We start from the raw sequence: 15216 nt of genomic DNA, 5'->3' as shown, positions 1-15216 counted from the left end.
GTCTAGAACTTGGCGCGTACGCCCAGAGACCAACGCGGTTCGAACTCATTGCGGGAGTGGAACTGTTCCGCGCCCTTCTCGAACTCGAGGTAGTATTCCTCGATCTCGCCGAAGACGTTGGATCCATTGGCGTAGAACACCAGATTTTCGTTGAACTGATAGGTGACGTTCAGGTCAACATACTGGGAAGTATCCTGATAAATCGGGATATCGCCGAATCTGCTCGACAGACGAGGCGTGCGGTAGTTGTAGGCCACGCGAGCCTGCAGCTTGTCGCCCTGATACCAGATCGCGGCGTTGACCTGCTGCTTGGAGTTGTCGATGAACGGCAGCTTTTCGCCAGACAGGTTCCGATCGCTCTGCGCACTATCGGAGTAGGTGTAGCTGCCGTCGAAGCCGAAGTTGTAGAAGAGGCTGCCTTCATCCAGCAGATCTCTGAGCCCGATCTTTGCGCCGATTTCCAGACCTTGCAACGAGCCGCTTTCGCCTTGTACCGGCCGATTGACAGGCACCGTTCGACGGATGATGCCGTCGCCATCCGGGAACTGGCCGTCGTTCACTGTAGCGCGCGCCACGAAGCTTTCGATATCCAGCTTGAATATCGCCACGCTGAACATGGTAGCGCGACCTGCATAGTATTCCAGGCTCAGATCATAGTTGTTCGACCGCCATGGGTTCAGTTCCGGGCTACCGGCAAAGGTCGCGCCAGTCACGCGACGAATGCCGACAGGCGGAGCGGTCGGATCGTCCGGCGTCGGCCCAGACGAGTCGGCCGTCGAAATCGTGACGCCGCCGCCGTAGTTGCCGAGATCCAGCGGGATCATCGTCTTGTTGAACGCCGCGCGCAGCTTCAGCTGGTCGCTGAAATCGTAGACCATGTTCACCGACGGCAGATAGTCGGTGTAGGTGCGCGATGAGAGGGTGTCGCCGACATCCAGATTGGTGTCGCCATAGTTGCGCGTGTCGCCTGTCTGGTTTTGGCGCACCCGCAGCTCGGTGCGGATGGCGCGCAGGCCCACATCGCCGTGCAGGTTGCCGAAGCCGACGGTGGCGTTCAGATAGGCGCTGTCCTCATACAGATCGACGTCATAGCTGTTGCCCGGAATGATGACTTCATAGGCGCTGCCGAAAACGCGCTGCTGGAAGGCCACGACATCATCGAAGTCACGCGGATCGGCAACCCAGACGCCAGGCAGGCCGCGCGTGATCGATCCCCAGTCGTCCTGGAAATAGACGTTGTTGTTGGTGTTCAGTTTCGTCGGACGATTGACCGTATAGCCCTGGAAGATGGTCTGAGGGTTCGTGGCGCTGACCGGCAACGCCGGGTTGAAGGACGGGTTGGCCACCTGCTCGCCGGCGGAGCATTGGTTCTGGTTCATGACGACGTCGATCGCCTTCCACTGAACCGAACAGCCGTTGACGTCCGAGAACAGGTGGAAGTTGGTGATCGACACCTGGCGATCCGAGTGCCGCAGGCCGACATCGACCTTTTCGATGAAGCCCAGCGCCGGGCCGTTCTGAAACTCGTAGGCGCCGTCCATGCGCACGACGGTGAGTTCGGATTCGTTGCGCTGATTGCCCTCTGACGAATAGGCCGCAACCGCGTAGCTATCCAGGTTGGACATATACTGCGTCAGCGGCACATTGCCCAAACCGCCCACGATCGGATTGTTGAAGTTGCTCCAGACCGTCTGCCCGCCGCCGACATTCAGATGGATCTGCGGATCGTTGCCGATGCCCAGCGGGTTGGGATTGATGTAGCGACCGCCGGCCGAGCCGATGATGCCGTTCGAATACTGCGAGGCCGGATACTGGGCGGCGATGGCGGCCGAATAGAAGGGTCCGCGCGTGCGGTCGGCGGCGTCGCGGAACAGGGTGAAGTTGCGATCCGGCGCATATTGCCAGTTCGACAGGTCGCCCTGCACCTGGCCGTTCATGCTCAGCAGCGACGCCTCGCCATGCAGCGCGCGCGCCGAGAAGGTGAAGGGCCCGCCCCGATCGTACTTCAGCTCCAGGTTCAGATTGGTCGATTCATTGTTCTTGGTGCGGTTGACCGTAAACGAGTTCATCCACCAGACATCGAGATCGTATTCGGTGACGTCGAGCCAGGGATTGCCGTTGCTGCCGTTGACGCCGGTTTGGGTGAAGGCCGTCGGCGTGGTCCAGGTCAGGCCGTTCCAGCGATTGGAGATGTTCAGGCCCGCCGCCCGATCATGCTCTTCCAGCTTGGTGTAGAAGACCTCGCCGGTCAGGTCGAAACCGTCGTCGATCTTCCATGTGAACGCGCCGTTCAGGCCGGTGCGCTTGCGTTCAACCTCCCGATGGAAGGTGTCGTAGCCGTGCGGCGCGATCCAGTTGTTGTCCGAACCGCCCCAGTCGTTGTTGCCGAAGACGCCGCCCGACACCCCTGAATAGTTGTTGCCCAGGTTGGCTTCGGAATAGACGCCCGAAATCATCGCGCCGAAGCGATCGTTGCGCCAGTTGAGCAGTCCGTTGAACAGGTAGTCGTTGTGGCGCGTGTCCTGGCCGGTCGAATACTCGGCCGCCTTGGCGATGGTCAGGCCTTCGCTGAAGTTGAACGGCCGCTGGGTGCGCAGGTCGATCGTGCCGGAGATGCCGGACTGGGCGTTGTGAACGTCCATCGACTTGTAGACGACGATCGAGTTCATCAACTGCGCCGGCACATCGTTCAGGTTCGGCTGGGCGCTGCCCAGATTGCCCGGCGCCAGGTATTGCTCGCCGTTCAACAGCGTCACCACCTGCGGGAGGCCGCGGATGTTCACCGTCGCGCCCTCCCCGGCGCTACGCTGGATCTGGATGCCGCCGATCCGCTGCAGGGCGTCGGCGACGGTGACGTCAGGCAGCTTGCCGATGTCCTCGGCCGAAATCGCATCGACCACAGCGGTGCTGTTGCGCTTGATGCTGATCGCCTGCTGCTGCGACGCCCGGATGCCGGTAACGACGATTTCGTCCAGCGTCGTTGCGTCGGGACTGTTGGTCTGGGTCGTTTCCGGCGCTGTCTGCGCCATGGCCGGCGTCACCAGGGCGGTGGTCGCCAGCAAGGCGGTCAGAATGGATGTCCTGCGTAGTCTCATGATCGGTTTCCTCCTCCAGTTCGCCGCTTGTTGATGCGGCTTGTTTCCTGCCTCAGGGTTTCAGCAGATGCGGGGTGATCCTCGCTTCTCCGCCAATGCCTTCGTCCAGAGCATCGCGCGCCACCCGGACGCGATAGGCGCCCGGCAAGATGCGCCAGCCCGGCGCGCTCGTGTCGTATCGGGCCAGAACCCGAGGCTCCGCGGTCAGGGTGATCCGCCGGGTCTCCCCCGGCGCGAGACTGACGCGAGCAAAGCCCGCCAGACGCCGCGCGCCGCCGTCCGGCAAGGTCACATATAGCTGCGGGACATCGTCCCCGGCGCGATCGCCGGTATTCGTCACCTCGACGCTGACGCGCAGCGCATCGCCGGCCTCGATCGTCAAGCCGTCGTAGGCGAAGGTCGTGTAGCTCAGCCCATGACCGAAGGGGAAAAGCGGCCTGCGGCCCTCGCGCTCGTACCAGCGGTAGCCGACATCCGATCCTTCGGGATACTCCACTGGGAACGGCTTGAACTCCGCAGCGGAGCCTGAGCCGGCATTGGAGGCGGCATCGGACTCCTTCAGCGCCTGCAGGCCTGGGGGCACGGGCCGGGGCGGCTGATCGCCGTCGCGCGGGAAGGTGATCGGCAGGCGGCCCGAGGGGTTCACCTTTCCGAACAGGATGCGCGCGATGGCTTCGCCCCCGCGCTGTCCCGGATACCAGGCCTGGACCACCGCGGCGACCTCGTCGATCCACGGCATGAGCACAGGACCGCCCGTTTCCAGGATGACTGCGGTCTGAGGATTAGCGGCGGCGACGGCCCGGATCAGATCGTCCTGACCGTTCGGCAGTTTCAGGTCTTCGACGTCCTGCGCTTCGGTGGTCCATTGGGTGGCGAAGACCAGGACGACGTCCGCATTGCGCGCGGCGGCGACGGCCTGCGCGGCGTCTGCGCCGCCGACGAAGGTCACATCGGCATCCGGCGCCTCAGCCTTGATCGCCGCCAGCGGCGAAGAAGCATGATAGGTGACGCGAGCGAAGGACGAAGCCGCCCCCGACGTCAGCGGGATTTCTATGGGCGCGCCTCCGACCGAGCGGACCTGAGACGACCCCCCGCCCGATAGCACGCCGACGTCGGAATGGCCGCCGATGACGACGATCCGACGCGCGCTCGCCGCCAAGGGCAGTATGCCCCGCGTGTTCTTCAACAGAACGATGCCCGCTTCCGCCGCGCGCTGCGCGACCTCGGCATGGGCGGCGTAGTCCGGCGTTTCGGCCGTCGTCCGCACCGGGTGATCCAATGCCCCGCTCTCGATCAGCCCGGTCAGGATGCGGGCGACCATGTCGTCCAATCGAGCTTCAGACACGCGGCCCGCCGAGACGGCCTCACCCAGCGGCGCGCCGAAGTAGATCTGACGGTCCAACTCCTGGCCTGACTCCTGGTCCAGACCGTTGTTGGCGGCCTTTTCCGTGGAATGCACCGCGCCCCAATCGGACATGACCCAACCCGGATAGGCCCAGTCGCGCTTCAGAACCTGGTTGAGCAGGAAGTCGTTTTCGCAGGCATAGTCGCCGTTGACCTGGTTGTAGGCGCACATCACCGAGCCGGGACGACCGCGCTCGATCGCGATCTGAAACGCCAGCAGGTCACTTTCGCGCAGCGCCGCCTCGCCTAGACGGGCGTCCATGATCATTCGCCCGGTCTCCTGACTGTTGAAGGCGAAGTGTTTGATCGTGGAGACGATGTTGTTCGACTGCACGCCGCGAATGTGTTCGCCGGCCAGAACACCAGCCAGCAGCGGATCCTCCCCGAGATATTCGAAGTTGCGCCCGTTCCACGGGTCGCGCGTCAGGTTGACCCCGCCCGCCAACAAGACATTGAACGTCTTGGAACGCGCCTCGGACCCGATCATCGCACCGCCGGCATAGGCGATCTCAGGATCAAAGGTGGCTGCGGTCGCCAGGCTGGACGGCAGGGCTGTAGCGACGTCGCCCTTGCGCTGTTCGACTTGGTTGGCGACGCCCAGACTCGCGTCGCTTTCACGCAAAGGCGGCACGCCCAGACGCGGCACACCGGGCACATAGCCCGCCGACGGGATCATTTGCTCCAGCGGCGCCCCCGGCGTTCGGTCCGCCATGGGCGGGAAATAGCCATGCACCAGACTGAGCTTCTCTTCACGCGTCATCCGCGCGACCAGCGCGTCCGCTCGCGCCCGGGCGTCCGGCAGGGTAGCCGCGACCACTTGCGACTGCGCGGCGAGGGCCGGTGCAGCCCACAGCTGGACCACGCCGAGCGCCAGAGCGCTGATCGTCAGCCCCAGGCATCCCCGATACCGCATCCTGAACATAGCCTCTCCCCGTCAGAGAGATGCAGCCAGCACGACGGAGCGACAGCCCACGACATCGCCAGGCCTCGCCAGCAACATCCGGATGCGCATCGACGCCTTCGATCGGACGAAAGACGTCGGCGCCCTATGCGTGGCGACGACACCTGGCCCAACTGCAAGCTGATCCCGTGTTTCTACTCCCGGAGGTTCTTCGACCTCTCTGAGTGTGGATAGATCACGATTTGAGAGCGTTCACAACCACAATGCAGCCACAAATTGTTACGGGGTTTTGTTACCTCGCGGAGGCGCATCGGGCCGCCAGTCCGCCATTTCGTTGATCTGCGTCACAAGCACCAGGGCTACAAAGGTCAGACCGGCCAGCGCCAGCAGCAAGATGGTGAAATCCCCCTCGGCGGCAAGCAGATACGCCAGCCCGGGCGCGATCAAGGCGGGGACGGTATTGGTCAGATTGAGCAGCCCCATATCGCGTCCGCGATGCCGGGGCTTGACCAACAACTGCATGGCATAGGCGCCCTGGAAAGCCAGGAACAGCGACGCGCCACAGGCGAAAAGCACATAGCCCAGGGCCGCCGGCGCCCATTGCGGCCAGACGCCCATAATCAGGGCACCGACCATCGTCATGGCGGCGGACAGGACAAGGAAGGGCTTTCGCATTCGCAGGGCATCTGAGAACCGCCCCGCTACGATGGCCAGCGGCGCCAGCACCATCGTCACGATGCTGGACAACCAGGCGACCTGCCCCGCCACATCCGGCGGGCCAAAGCGAAGACCGGTCCGGTCGACGGTCTCGAAGTAAAAGAGAAGATAGGCGAAAAAGATTGTCCCCGCGATCTGGATCAGCAGTCGTGCGATCCACACCCTGGCCAGATTGCGCACCCTCAAAGCCTTTGTGGAAACGTCCGTGACGGCGGCCGGGATAATCGCGCCACGTCGCCGTGACACGATCAACAGGGGAAGAACGCCTGCCGTGACCAAGACGCCGGTCATGACCAGTTGCAACGCCTCGCCAAGGGCGGGGGACGCCGTGACCAGGACGCCGGCGATCCCTCCAAAGGTGTAGACTGCCCCCATCAAGCCGCCGATCAGTCCCTTCTGGCTGTCCGGCACCTCATCGGCCGCCATGGCGCTCAACGGCGCAAGCATGGTGTTAAGGGCCGCCTGAAAGATCGCCACGGCCAGCACGATCTGGACCGGCGTCGATGCGGCGTGGATGCATCCATAGGCGCACAGCGTCAGGATCAGACCCGCCAAAATCCAGGGACGGCGCCCCCGCCGCCCCATGACCGTCCGATCGCTGAGGACGCCGACGCCGATATTGACCACACTCGCCACGGCCGCGCCGATCAGGGTCGTGAGGCTGAGCAGCGCCATCTTGTCGGCGCCCGCGATCGCCTCGATTTTCACGGGCAGGATGAGGGTCAGCAGCGGCACATAGGCCACGACGCCCCCGCCCCAGGCCAAGGCGTAAAGCAGCAGAAAAGTCAGACTAAGCCGAGGCGTGTCCGTCAACTCCATAGGCCCGGGCTCGCGTTGACGGTGTTCAAGGCCTCACTGTGTGAGCCAAGCAATGTAATGGCAATGCCTCAAGCATACGAACACTCAGAGACGGATCATGGGCAATTAGGGCGAGGCGCGATCTAACAGGCGAAAAACCAAACCGCCGCGCGACCACGTCAGGCGGGCCATTCGGCAGGTTCCGAGAAATCTTCCCATGGCGGCGCATCTGCACATCCCGCGCGCCAACGTGACGCTGCTCCGCATCGAATCCCTGGCAGGTCGCCAGAAGGGGCTCCAGTCGTCGTGCCGTCTCCTCACACGGTGGATCAACGCGGCGCGCGAGCGATTTCTGGATCGGGTTACATCTCGCCGCAACCTTCCCAACAGCGCTCCGTTCTCACAGCCCCTCCCTGATCGCGGCGAGCGCCGTTCCATTCCAACGTCAGCAGGATCGCCATGTCCGTCATTGTTATTACAGGGGCGAGCGCCGGTGTCGGCCTGGCCGTAGCGGAGCGCTTCGCCAAGGCGGGCTGGCAAGTCGTGCTCGTCGCCAGAGAGGCCGAGCGTCTCGCTAGCGCTGTAGATCTGCTAAAGGGTGCCGACGGTTGCGCCATGGGCTTGGCGGGCGACGTATCCGACCCTGAGTTCGTCGCGCGTGTGGGCCGCGAAGTCACCCAAGCGTTCGGCGGTATCGACGTCTGGGTGAACAACGCGATGTCCACTGTCATCGGCCGCGACGAGGATCTCACCGACGACGACTATCGTCGCGTCACCGAAACCACCTATCTGTCGCAGGTCTACGGCACGCGGGCCGCGCTCAACGCCATGCGCCCGTTGGATCGGGGCGCGATCATCCAGATTTCTTCGGGTCTGGCGCTCCGCCCGGCGCCCCTGCAAGCCGCCTACTGCGGCGCCAAGGCGGCCGTCGACGGGTTTACCGAGGCCGTTAGGGCCGAACTGATCGCCGCATCCTCCAACGTCACCCTGACCACCGTCTATCTGCCGGCCGTAAACACGCCCCAGCCCTTGTGGTCACGCAACCGGACCGACCGAGCCCAGGTCATTCCAGATCCCCTGTTTGATCCCCGCCTGTGTGCAGCTGCCGTGTGGTCGGCCGTGCAGCGCCCCAGCCGCAAGGTCTTCGTGGGTCGCACGACATGGGTGATGGCGCTGGGGCAACAGTTCGCACCGGCGCTGGCGGATCGCCAGGCGGCCAAGATGATCACAGCGCAGCAAGGCGGCCCCCAACTTCCCCGCATGGGCAATCTCGACCGCCCGGAGGAAGGTCCGGCGGCGATCGACGGCCCGGACACCGAACGGGTCGTCAGACCGTGGATCGGTTTCGTGTCCAGCCGCCAGATTGCGGCGCTCAAGGTCGCGGCGGTCGGCGTCCTTGCCGGCCTTGCCGTAACGGCTGGCTTTGCGATCGGATCGTCCAAACGATGACAGAGACGACCTTCACGCCCCATCCGGCGCGCTCATCGCAAGCGTTCCGTCCCGACGGATACGTCGCTCTGGAAGACTATGGCGTTCTGGGCGAGGGCAGGACGGTGGCGCTTTCAGCGCTGGATGGCGGCATTGACTGGTGGTGCGTGCCGGCGATCGATGCGCCGCCGCTTTTTGACCGCCTGCTGGATCCGGAGGGCGGCCGGTTTTCGATCACGCCCACCGAGCCCTTCACCGCGACCCGCCGCTATCGTCCCGACAGCAATGTGCTGGAGACCGAGTTCACCACCGCCACCGGGCGCGCGCGTCTGACCGAGAGCCTGAACAGCGGCACCGCCGGCCGCCTGCCGTGGTGCGAACTGGCCCGCCGTGTCGATGGCCTCGAGGGCCAGGTGACCTTCGCCCTGGACATGCGTCTGGGGCGTCGGGGCGATACGGCCAATCCGTATCATTCCAAGATCGGCGAACACACGGTCTTCCACGTCGAGCGGGTGCTTGGCCTGTTCGTCCACGATCCGCGCATCTCATGCGAGTGGTCCGATGAGGGCATTGTCGGAACCATCGTTGTCGGCGCAGGCGAGCGTCGCACGGTGGCCATCGTCGCCGGGCGGGACGAGCCGCTCGTCGTGCCGTCCATCGAAGAGATCGACGCCCGCATCGACCTGTCGGATCAGGAATGGCGGGACTGGGCGGCGCGCCTGAACTGCCCCGGCCTGTATCGTGACGACTTTATCCGCAGCGCCCTGGCGTTGAAGCTGCTGCTGTACTCCCCTTCGGGCGCAATCGCCGCGGCGGCCACGACATCCCTGCCCGAGCGTCTGGGCGGCGACAAGAACTGGGACTATCGCTACGCCTGGCTGCGCGACGCCGGCTATCCGGCAGCCGCCGATGGTGTGCGCCGACCGGGCCACCGCGAAGATGTCCTCGGCGCCGGCGGCGGTCCAAATCTCCGACATGATGCGCCGGGCATGGGCGTCCAGACGCCGCTCGTTCTCGCCATAGCTGAAGTCGATCCGCGCCTTGCGCAGCCCGACGGCGTCGACCTCATCGGACAGGGTCAGGCGGTTGTCGTCGTCCGGCAGACACTCTCCATTGATGCCGATCCCGGCGAGCCGGCGGTAGTTGCGCAGCGTATCGACCAGCGGCGCGCCCCAGAGGCCCGCGCCGCGCGCGAACCCGCCCGCCAAGGTGACCGGCATGACGCCGAGGCTTTGGATCAGATAGCCGCCGGCGAAGTTCGCGTCCGACGGACGCACCATCTCTTCGCTGATCAGGGAAGACGGATAGCCGCGGTTCATCGACATGTCGGCGTCGAACCGGCCCCAGACCTGGGTCGCCACATGGGTCATGAAGTTGCGGCCGACCTCGCCGCCTGCGTTGCCTAGTCCCCAGTTCAGCAGTAGGCGCGGCGTCTCGACACCGCCCGCGCACAGGAACAGCGCCTGGCAGTTCAGTCGATGATCCCGCCCTTCGCGGCGATAGATCACGCACTTGATCCGCCCACCGGCGTCACGCTCCACGTCTATGGCCCGAGCGTTGGCGATGATCGTGGCGCCGTCAGCTGCGGCCATCGGCAGAAAGCTGTTGTCCGCGCCGCCCTTGGCGCCGGTTCGGCACCCCTGATGGCAGGCGCCGCAGTTGACGCAGGCCATGCGGTAGGGCGTCGTCCTCGCCTCGCGATCGCGGGACAGCACGGCCGCCGGCGCATCCGTAACGGTCAGCCCGACGGCCGTCGCGCCACGGGCCATCGCATCCGCCGGGGCGTTGCGCGGGACAGGCGGATAGGCGAACTGCCGCCCGCCCCACGGATAGTCGGCCGGGCCTGAGACTCCGATCACCGTCTCTACGGTCTCGACATAGGATTTCAATTCGTCCCAGCCGAACGGCCAGTCCCGTCCGCGTCCCGTCTCCGAGGCCAGCTTCAGATCACGGGGATCGGGTCGCGGGCAGAAGGCGCCCCAGTGCAGCAACGAGCCGCCGACGCCCTGGCCGGAGTTGTTGGCCCCAAAGGCGGTCGGGTCGCGCCCTCCGCTGAGACGCTCCTCCATCCAATAGAGGTCTGCCGTCGTTTCGTCAGGCGTATGCTCAACCGGGTCGAAAGCCCGCCCCGCCTCCAGCACCGTGACCGACAGCCCGGCCTTCGCCAGACTGGCCGCGATCGGAGCCCCGCCGGCGCCGCTGCCGATGATGACGACATCGGTTTCGCGGGCCGTCCTTGCAGGCGCGCTCAACCCACGCCCTCCAGCGGCAAACGCCACGGTTCGTTACGGTCCGCCGCCGTCTGGTCGTGGCCCTGGAACCGGCCTTCGCCGCCCGTGGCGAAACCGTCGTAACCGATCTGGGCCCAAGTCGCCGGCAGCGACATCCACAGGCGCGCGGCCTCGGATATCACGTCCTCGAACCACAGCTTCATGGCGTCCGCCGAAAGCCGGCCCGGCCCCGCCCATTCGCCCTGTGAAATGGCGCGCAGGATGTCGTCCCGGCGCTCAGGCGTCAGAGTTGCGAAACCCGGCGCCGTGGCGGCGATCTCATCCAGCCCGCGTTGCCAGGCCTCGGCGTCCAAGGGAAGATCGGCGAACCGCCACCCGTCGCCCTGTCCGCTGGCGAGCCCCACATCCAGACGCCGCGTCAGATCATCCGGATCGCCTGCACCAGGCAGAATGCGCGCGATCATCGCCGACAGCACGGCGCGCTGGGTCGGGTTCAGGACGCCGCCGTCAGCTGGCGCCGGACCGAAGTGACGATCCAGCATGGCGCGTCGCGTGCGATCCGACACGCGATCGGACGCCATCAGATCCACGAAGCGTGGAGGCAGCGCAGATGAACCGAGCTTCTCGACGAACTCTAGAACCAGGCCGGCGAGACGGTCTGGCTGTTCCTGAGGGATCAGGTGCGCGGCATCCGAAACGACCACCACGTCAGCCGCGCGATAGTGGGGGGCGTTGACACGCCGCTGCGCCGCCTCGCCCAGATCGTCGTCCTCCGCGCCGGCGATGATCAGGGCGGGGAAAGGCAGGACGCCGGCCTGATCGGACCAGTGCTCGCGCGATCCTTCGGCCAGCCATCCGCGCCAGGCTTCGGGGTTGGTTCGGGTGAAATCGGCCAGCGCCTGATCAAAGGCCGCCTGCCGCAGACCGACGGCGGTATTTGCGTCGATGAACTGGCGTCCCCGATCCTCGATCCTGGTCGGATCGTCGAACCAGGTCAGCATATCCGCACGCCTGCTCTCGTCCATCGGCTCCGGCGAGGGTGGTGATCCGGCGACTAGCACCACGCCCAGCAACCCGCTCAGACCCGCCGCCCCGTCACGCGCCCGCGCGGCGATCAAGGTCGCAAACTTGCCGCCCATGCTGTGGCCGACAAGGATCCAGCGCGGAAGATGGAGATCGGTCAGGCGGCGGCTCAGGTCCTCGAGCACGGCTTGGACATCGCCATAGCCTTCCCCCGCCCTGTCCCCGAACCCTGGAAGATCGATCGCGACCGTCAGCACCTCATAGGAAAGCCGGTCGATCACCGCGTCCCAATCGTGGCGGCTCGAGCCCAGGGAATGAAGGAAGACGACGGTGAGGCGAGTGTCTGTGGGCATGCAGGGGCTTTTTTGAAAGCGAAGACGCGAGACCCCGCCATTGTCGGCCGGCGGTCGTCGATCAGCGCGCCAGCGGCGGAATTGCTCCCAACAAAACAGGCCCCGGACGTTGAAACCGGCGCAAACCCGCCCTGCCCTCAGGCCGCCGCCAATTCGGTCAGAAGCTTCTCGATGAAGGCCGTGTCGTGCGGTTGATCGTTGGCGGCGTCGACGATCATGCGATCCTCGGACCAGCGTCGATCGTCGCTTAACGGGAAGGCGGCTTCCATGCCGGCCCGACGCGCCGCCGCGATCCGCAACGCCGTGGCCTTCGGTCCCGACACGATTTCCGTGACGCCGGCATCACGGGCGAGCGCCGCGAGGCGACGGGCGGTGAACAGGTCCTCTGCCGGGTCGGGTAAAGGACCGAACCGATCTTCGGCTTCGTCTCGCAGGGCGTCGACATCTTCCGCCGTCGTGGCGCGCGCCAACCGGGCGTACAGATTGATGCGGACGGTTTCGTCGGGGATGTAGTCCGCCGGCAGATGCCCTGTCGCGCCGACGTTCAGACTGGGAGAGGCCTGGTCAGGATCGGGATCGCCTTTTGCAGCCGCGAGCGCCCGAGCCAGGACGGCCTGATAAAGGGCCGAGCCGATCAGCCTGACATGTCCGGCCTGTTCTTCGCCCACCAGATCGCCGCCGCCGCGCAGGTCCAGATCGCGCCCGCTGATCGCGAAGCCCGCCCCCAGTCGGTCCAGAGCCTCCAATGTCTGAAGACGGGCCTCCGTCGCCGCCGCCATGGGCGCTTCGGGATCGGAAAGCAGATAGGTGAAGCCCTGGCGCCGCCCCCGGCCGACACGCCCGCGCAGCTGATGCAGTTGCGCCAGGCCGAACCGGTCCGGCCGCCAGATCAACATCGTATTGGCGCGGGGCACATCCAGGCCGGTCTCGATGATGTTCGTGGCCAGAAGCACGTCCCCCTCCCCGTCGGAGAACCGGCTCATAACCTCGTCGATCGCGGACGGGGACATGTCGCCGTGCGCCGAAACCACGGACAGCTCGGGCGTCAGGGTCTTCAGGCGTTCCGCCAAGGGTTCCATATCCTCGATCCGCGGCACGACCACGAAACTCTGCCCGCCCCGCGCCTTCTCGCGCATCAGCGACAGGCGAACCGCTCCGGCGTCGAACGCCGTCATGAAGGTTCGGATGGGCCGACGCCGCGCAGGCGGACTGGCGATCAGGCTGACGTCCTGAATGCCGACCATGGCGCTTTGAAGAGTCCTCGGAATCGGCGTGGCCGACATCGACAACAAATGCGGCGCCTTCTCTGCCAGGGCAGATTTCATTTGCGCGCCGAAGCGATGCTCCTCATCAATGATGACAAGCCCAAGGTCGGAAAACGCCAACCCTTCCGACGCCAGGGCCTGCGTACCCACCACGACGCGCATGGAGCCGTCCGCCAGCCCTGCCTTGACCGCCCGCGCCTCCGCGCTGTCTGCGGCGCGCGACAAGTGGCCGACCTGAATGTCCGTGTCCTTGAACCGTCTCTTGAACACCTCGAAATGCTGGCGCGCCAGGACGGTGGTCGGGGCGACGACGATGACCTGTTTGCCGGCAAGGGCCACGGCCGCCGCGGCGCGCAGCGCGACCTCGGTCTTTCCAAACCGACATCGCCGCAGACGAGCCGGTTCATGGGCTTGCCGGATCCCAGGTCGGACAGGACCGCCTCGATGGCGCGCGCCTGATCGGCCGTTTCGGGGAAGGCGAACCCGGCGGCGAACCGGGCCAGCGCCTGACGCGGCGCGGTGATTGGCTCGGTCCTCAACGCTGCACGCGCTTCGGCCCGAGCGGTCAGGGCCGCTGCGGCCTCATCGATCTGCGCGCTGACCTTGGCGCGACGCTTCAGCCATCCTTGGGTGTTCAGCCTATCCAGCGAAACCGCGTCCGGCTCCGAGCCGTAGCGCCAGATTTTGCCGAACTCCTCGACCGGCGCGAGGATTGTCCCTCCACCATGATACTCGATGCGCAGCACGTCGCGCTCGACACCATCGGCAGCGACCCGCTCCAACGCCTTCAGAACACCCAGACCGTGGTCTTCGTGGATGACCACATCGTCCAACCGCAGCTCGGTCTCCCCGAACGCATCGATCGTGTCGCCGGATCCTCGTGCGATCCGGCCGCCGAATATGTCCGAAGGCGTCAGGACGACAAGACCGGCGGCCGACTGTCGGAAGCCTGTGTCCAGATCGGCGATTACGACGGCGATCTGCCCGGGCTGCAGAGGCTCGATCGCGCTCCAGTTCTCGAGCGCCACGGGCGCATCGATATCGTGGCGGCGCAGCAGCCGCATGACGATCCTGTGCTCATGAGGCAATCCTGTCAGAACGATGCGATCGCCCGCCTCGCGCCGCTCCGCAATGAACTGTTTCAGGGCCCGCCCCGGCGACTTCTCCAGTGCGAAGGCCGGCGTCGGCGCCCAACCTTCGACGCTCAGGGGTTTGGCGCCTTCCAACGCCTGACCAACATCCTTCTCCGTCAGATAGAGGCTGTCGGGTTTCGGAGGACGCGCGCCCTCGCTGAACCGCAGGCGCGTGTCATAGGCTTCGGCCACATGCGCGCGAATACGTTCGAACCGATCCTCGACACCCACGTCGGTCAGGATCATGGGCTTGTCGAGGAAATCAAACAGGGTCGTCGACGTCTCAGCATCGATCGACGGCCCCGTGTCCTGATGATCGGGATCGTCATCCTCGGCCGATCGGTCGCTCCACTCTGCGGCCGGGGTCAAACAGATCATCTCAATCTCGGCGCCCCGGCGTTGCGATACGGGATCGAAGGCGTGGATCTCAGTGATCCGGTCCGCCTCATCCAGGACGATGCGATAAGGCGTTGCAGACGCGGGCGGGAAGACGTCGACCACCGCGCCGAGCAGAGCGTACTCGCCAGGTTCGTCGACCCGCTCATCCGCCGCATAGCCCGTATCTGTCAGAAACGACTCCAGGACTTCGCGATCCAGCGCCTCGCCCGCCGCGAGCGACAAGCGAGCCTTGATCCGTCCGCGCGACGGCGTCCGCTGCACGATCGCATCGGGCGAGGCGACCAGGAACACGGGCCTTGCGCTGGCTTCGTTCAGGGCGGCCAAGACGGCCATCCGCCGCCCCATGCTCTCGCGCGAAGGCGCGGCGCGGTCGTAAGGCAGGCAGTCCCAAGGCGGCAAGACCAGCACCTCGGCGTCCTTCACCATCGGCGAGAGCGCCGCCGCAATCTCATCGGCGCGACGTTCGCTG

General features: G+C 65.5%; 7 protein-coding genes and 2 pseudogenes. 2 read left to right on the top strand and 7 right to left on the bottom strand.

What is annotated here, in order from left to right; all coding sequences use genetic code 11:
• Window positions 1-2: 2 nt before the first annotated feature.
• The 3 genes from DT343_RS04495 to DT343_RS04485 all read right to left on the bottom strand — a co-directional run bounded on the left by DT343_RS04495 (window position 3) and on the right by DT343_RS04485 (window position 6936).
• Window positions 3-3095, bottom strand: coding sequence for a TonB-dependent receptor (locus tag DT343_RS04495; RefSeq protein WP_112861904.1), 3093 nt, complete (start codon window positions 3093-3095; stop codon window positions 3-5).
• A 52-nt stretch (window positions 3096-3147) separates the two neighbouring features.
• Entirely contained in the window at window positions 3148-5412 is a 2265-nt protein-coding gene (locus DT343_RS04490; RefSeq protein WP_112862572.1) for a beta-glucosidase family protein, read from the bottom strand.
• A 267-nt stretch (window positions 5413-5679) separates the two neighbouring features.
• Window positions 5680-6936: an MFS transporter gene (locus tag DT343_RS04485; protein ID WP_112861903.1), complete on the bottom strand. Its 1257-nt coding sequence runs from the start codon at window positions 6934-6936 to the stop codon at window positions 5680-5682.
• Between the two features lie 438 nt (window positions 6937-7374).
• Between DT343_RS04485 and DT343_RS04480 the strand changes: the two genes are divergently transcribed.
• Both DT343_RS04480 and DT343_RS18005 read left to right on the top strand, forming a co-directional pair.
• Window positions 7375-8364 (top strand): SDR family oxidoreductase, encoded by a 990-nt coding sequence (locus tag DT343_RS04480; RefSeq protein ID WP_112861902.1) that lies wholly within the window; start codon window positions 7375-7377, stop codon window positions 8362-8364.
• Complete coding sequence (locus DT343_RS18005) at window positions 8361-9749, top strand: glycoside hydrolase family 15 protein (RefSeq protein WP_368731203.1); 1389 nt, start codon at window positions 8361-8363, stop codon at window positions 9747-9749. The genes DT343_RS04480 and DT343_RS18005 overlap by 4 nt, the downstream gene beginning before the upstream one ends.
• Here the strand turns inward: DT343_RS18005 and DT343_RS18000 are convergent.
• The 4 genes and pseudogenes from DT343_RS18000 to DT343_RS17995 all read right to left on the bottom strand — a co-directional run.
• Window positions 9714-10412, bottom strand: a pseudogene (locus DT343_RS18000) (GMC family oxidoreductase N-terminal domain-containing protein); the annotation flags it as partial. The gene DT343_RS18005 and the pseudogene DT343_RS18000 sit on opposite strands and share 36 nt — an antisense overlap.
• Before the next feature lie 179 nt (window positions 10413-10591).
• Window positions 10592-11950: an alpha/beta fold hydrolase gene (locus DT343_RS04465; RefSeq protein ID WP_112861899.1), complete on the bottom strand. Its 1359-nt coding sequence runs from the start codon at window positions 11948-11950 to the stop codon at window positions 10592-10594.
• A gap of 137 nt (window positions 11951-12087) precedes the next feature.
• Complete coding sequence (locus tag DT343_RS17750; protein ID WP_112861898.1) at window positions 12088-13554, bottom strand: helicase-related protein; 1467 nt, start codon at window positions 13552-13554, stop codon at window positions 12088-12090.
• Window positions 13555-13898: 344 nt separating this feature from the next.
• Window positions 13899-15080: pseudogene (locus DT343_RS17995) on the bottom strand (CarD family transcriptional regulator); the annotation flags it as partial.
• Between the last annotated feature and the right edge of the window lie 136 nt (window positions 15081-15216).

The organism is Brevundimonas vesicularis, assembly GCF_900445985.1.
GTDB classification, from domain to species: domain Bacteria; phylum Pseudomonadota; class Alphaproteobacteria; order Caulobacterales; family Caulobacteraceae; genus Brevundimonas; species Brevundimonas vesicularis_D.
Note: the sequence above shows the minus strand (reverse complement) of the source record. Positions and strands in the feature narration are given on the sequence as shown.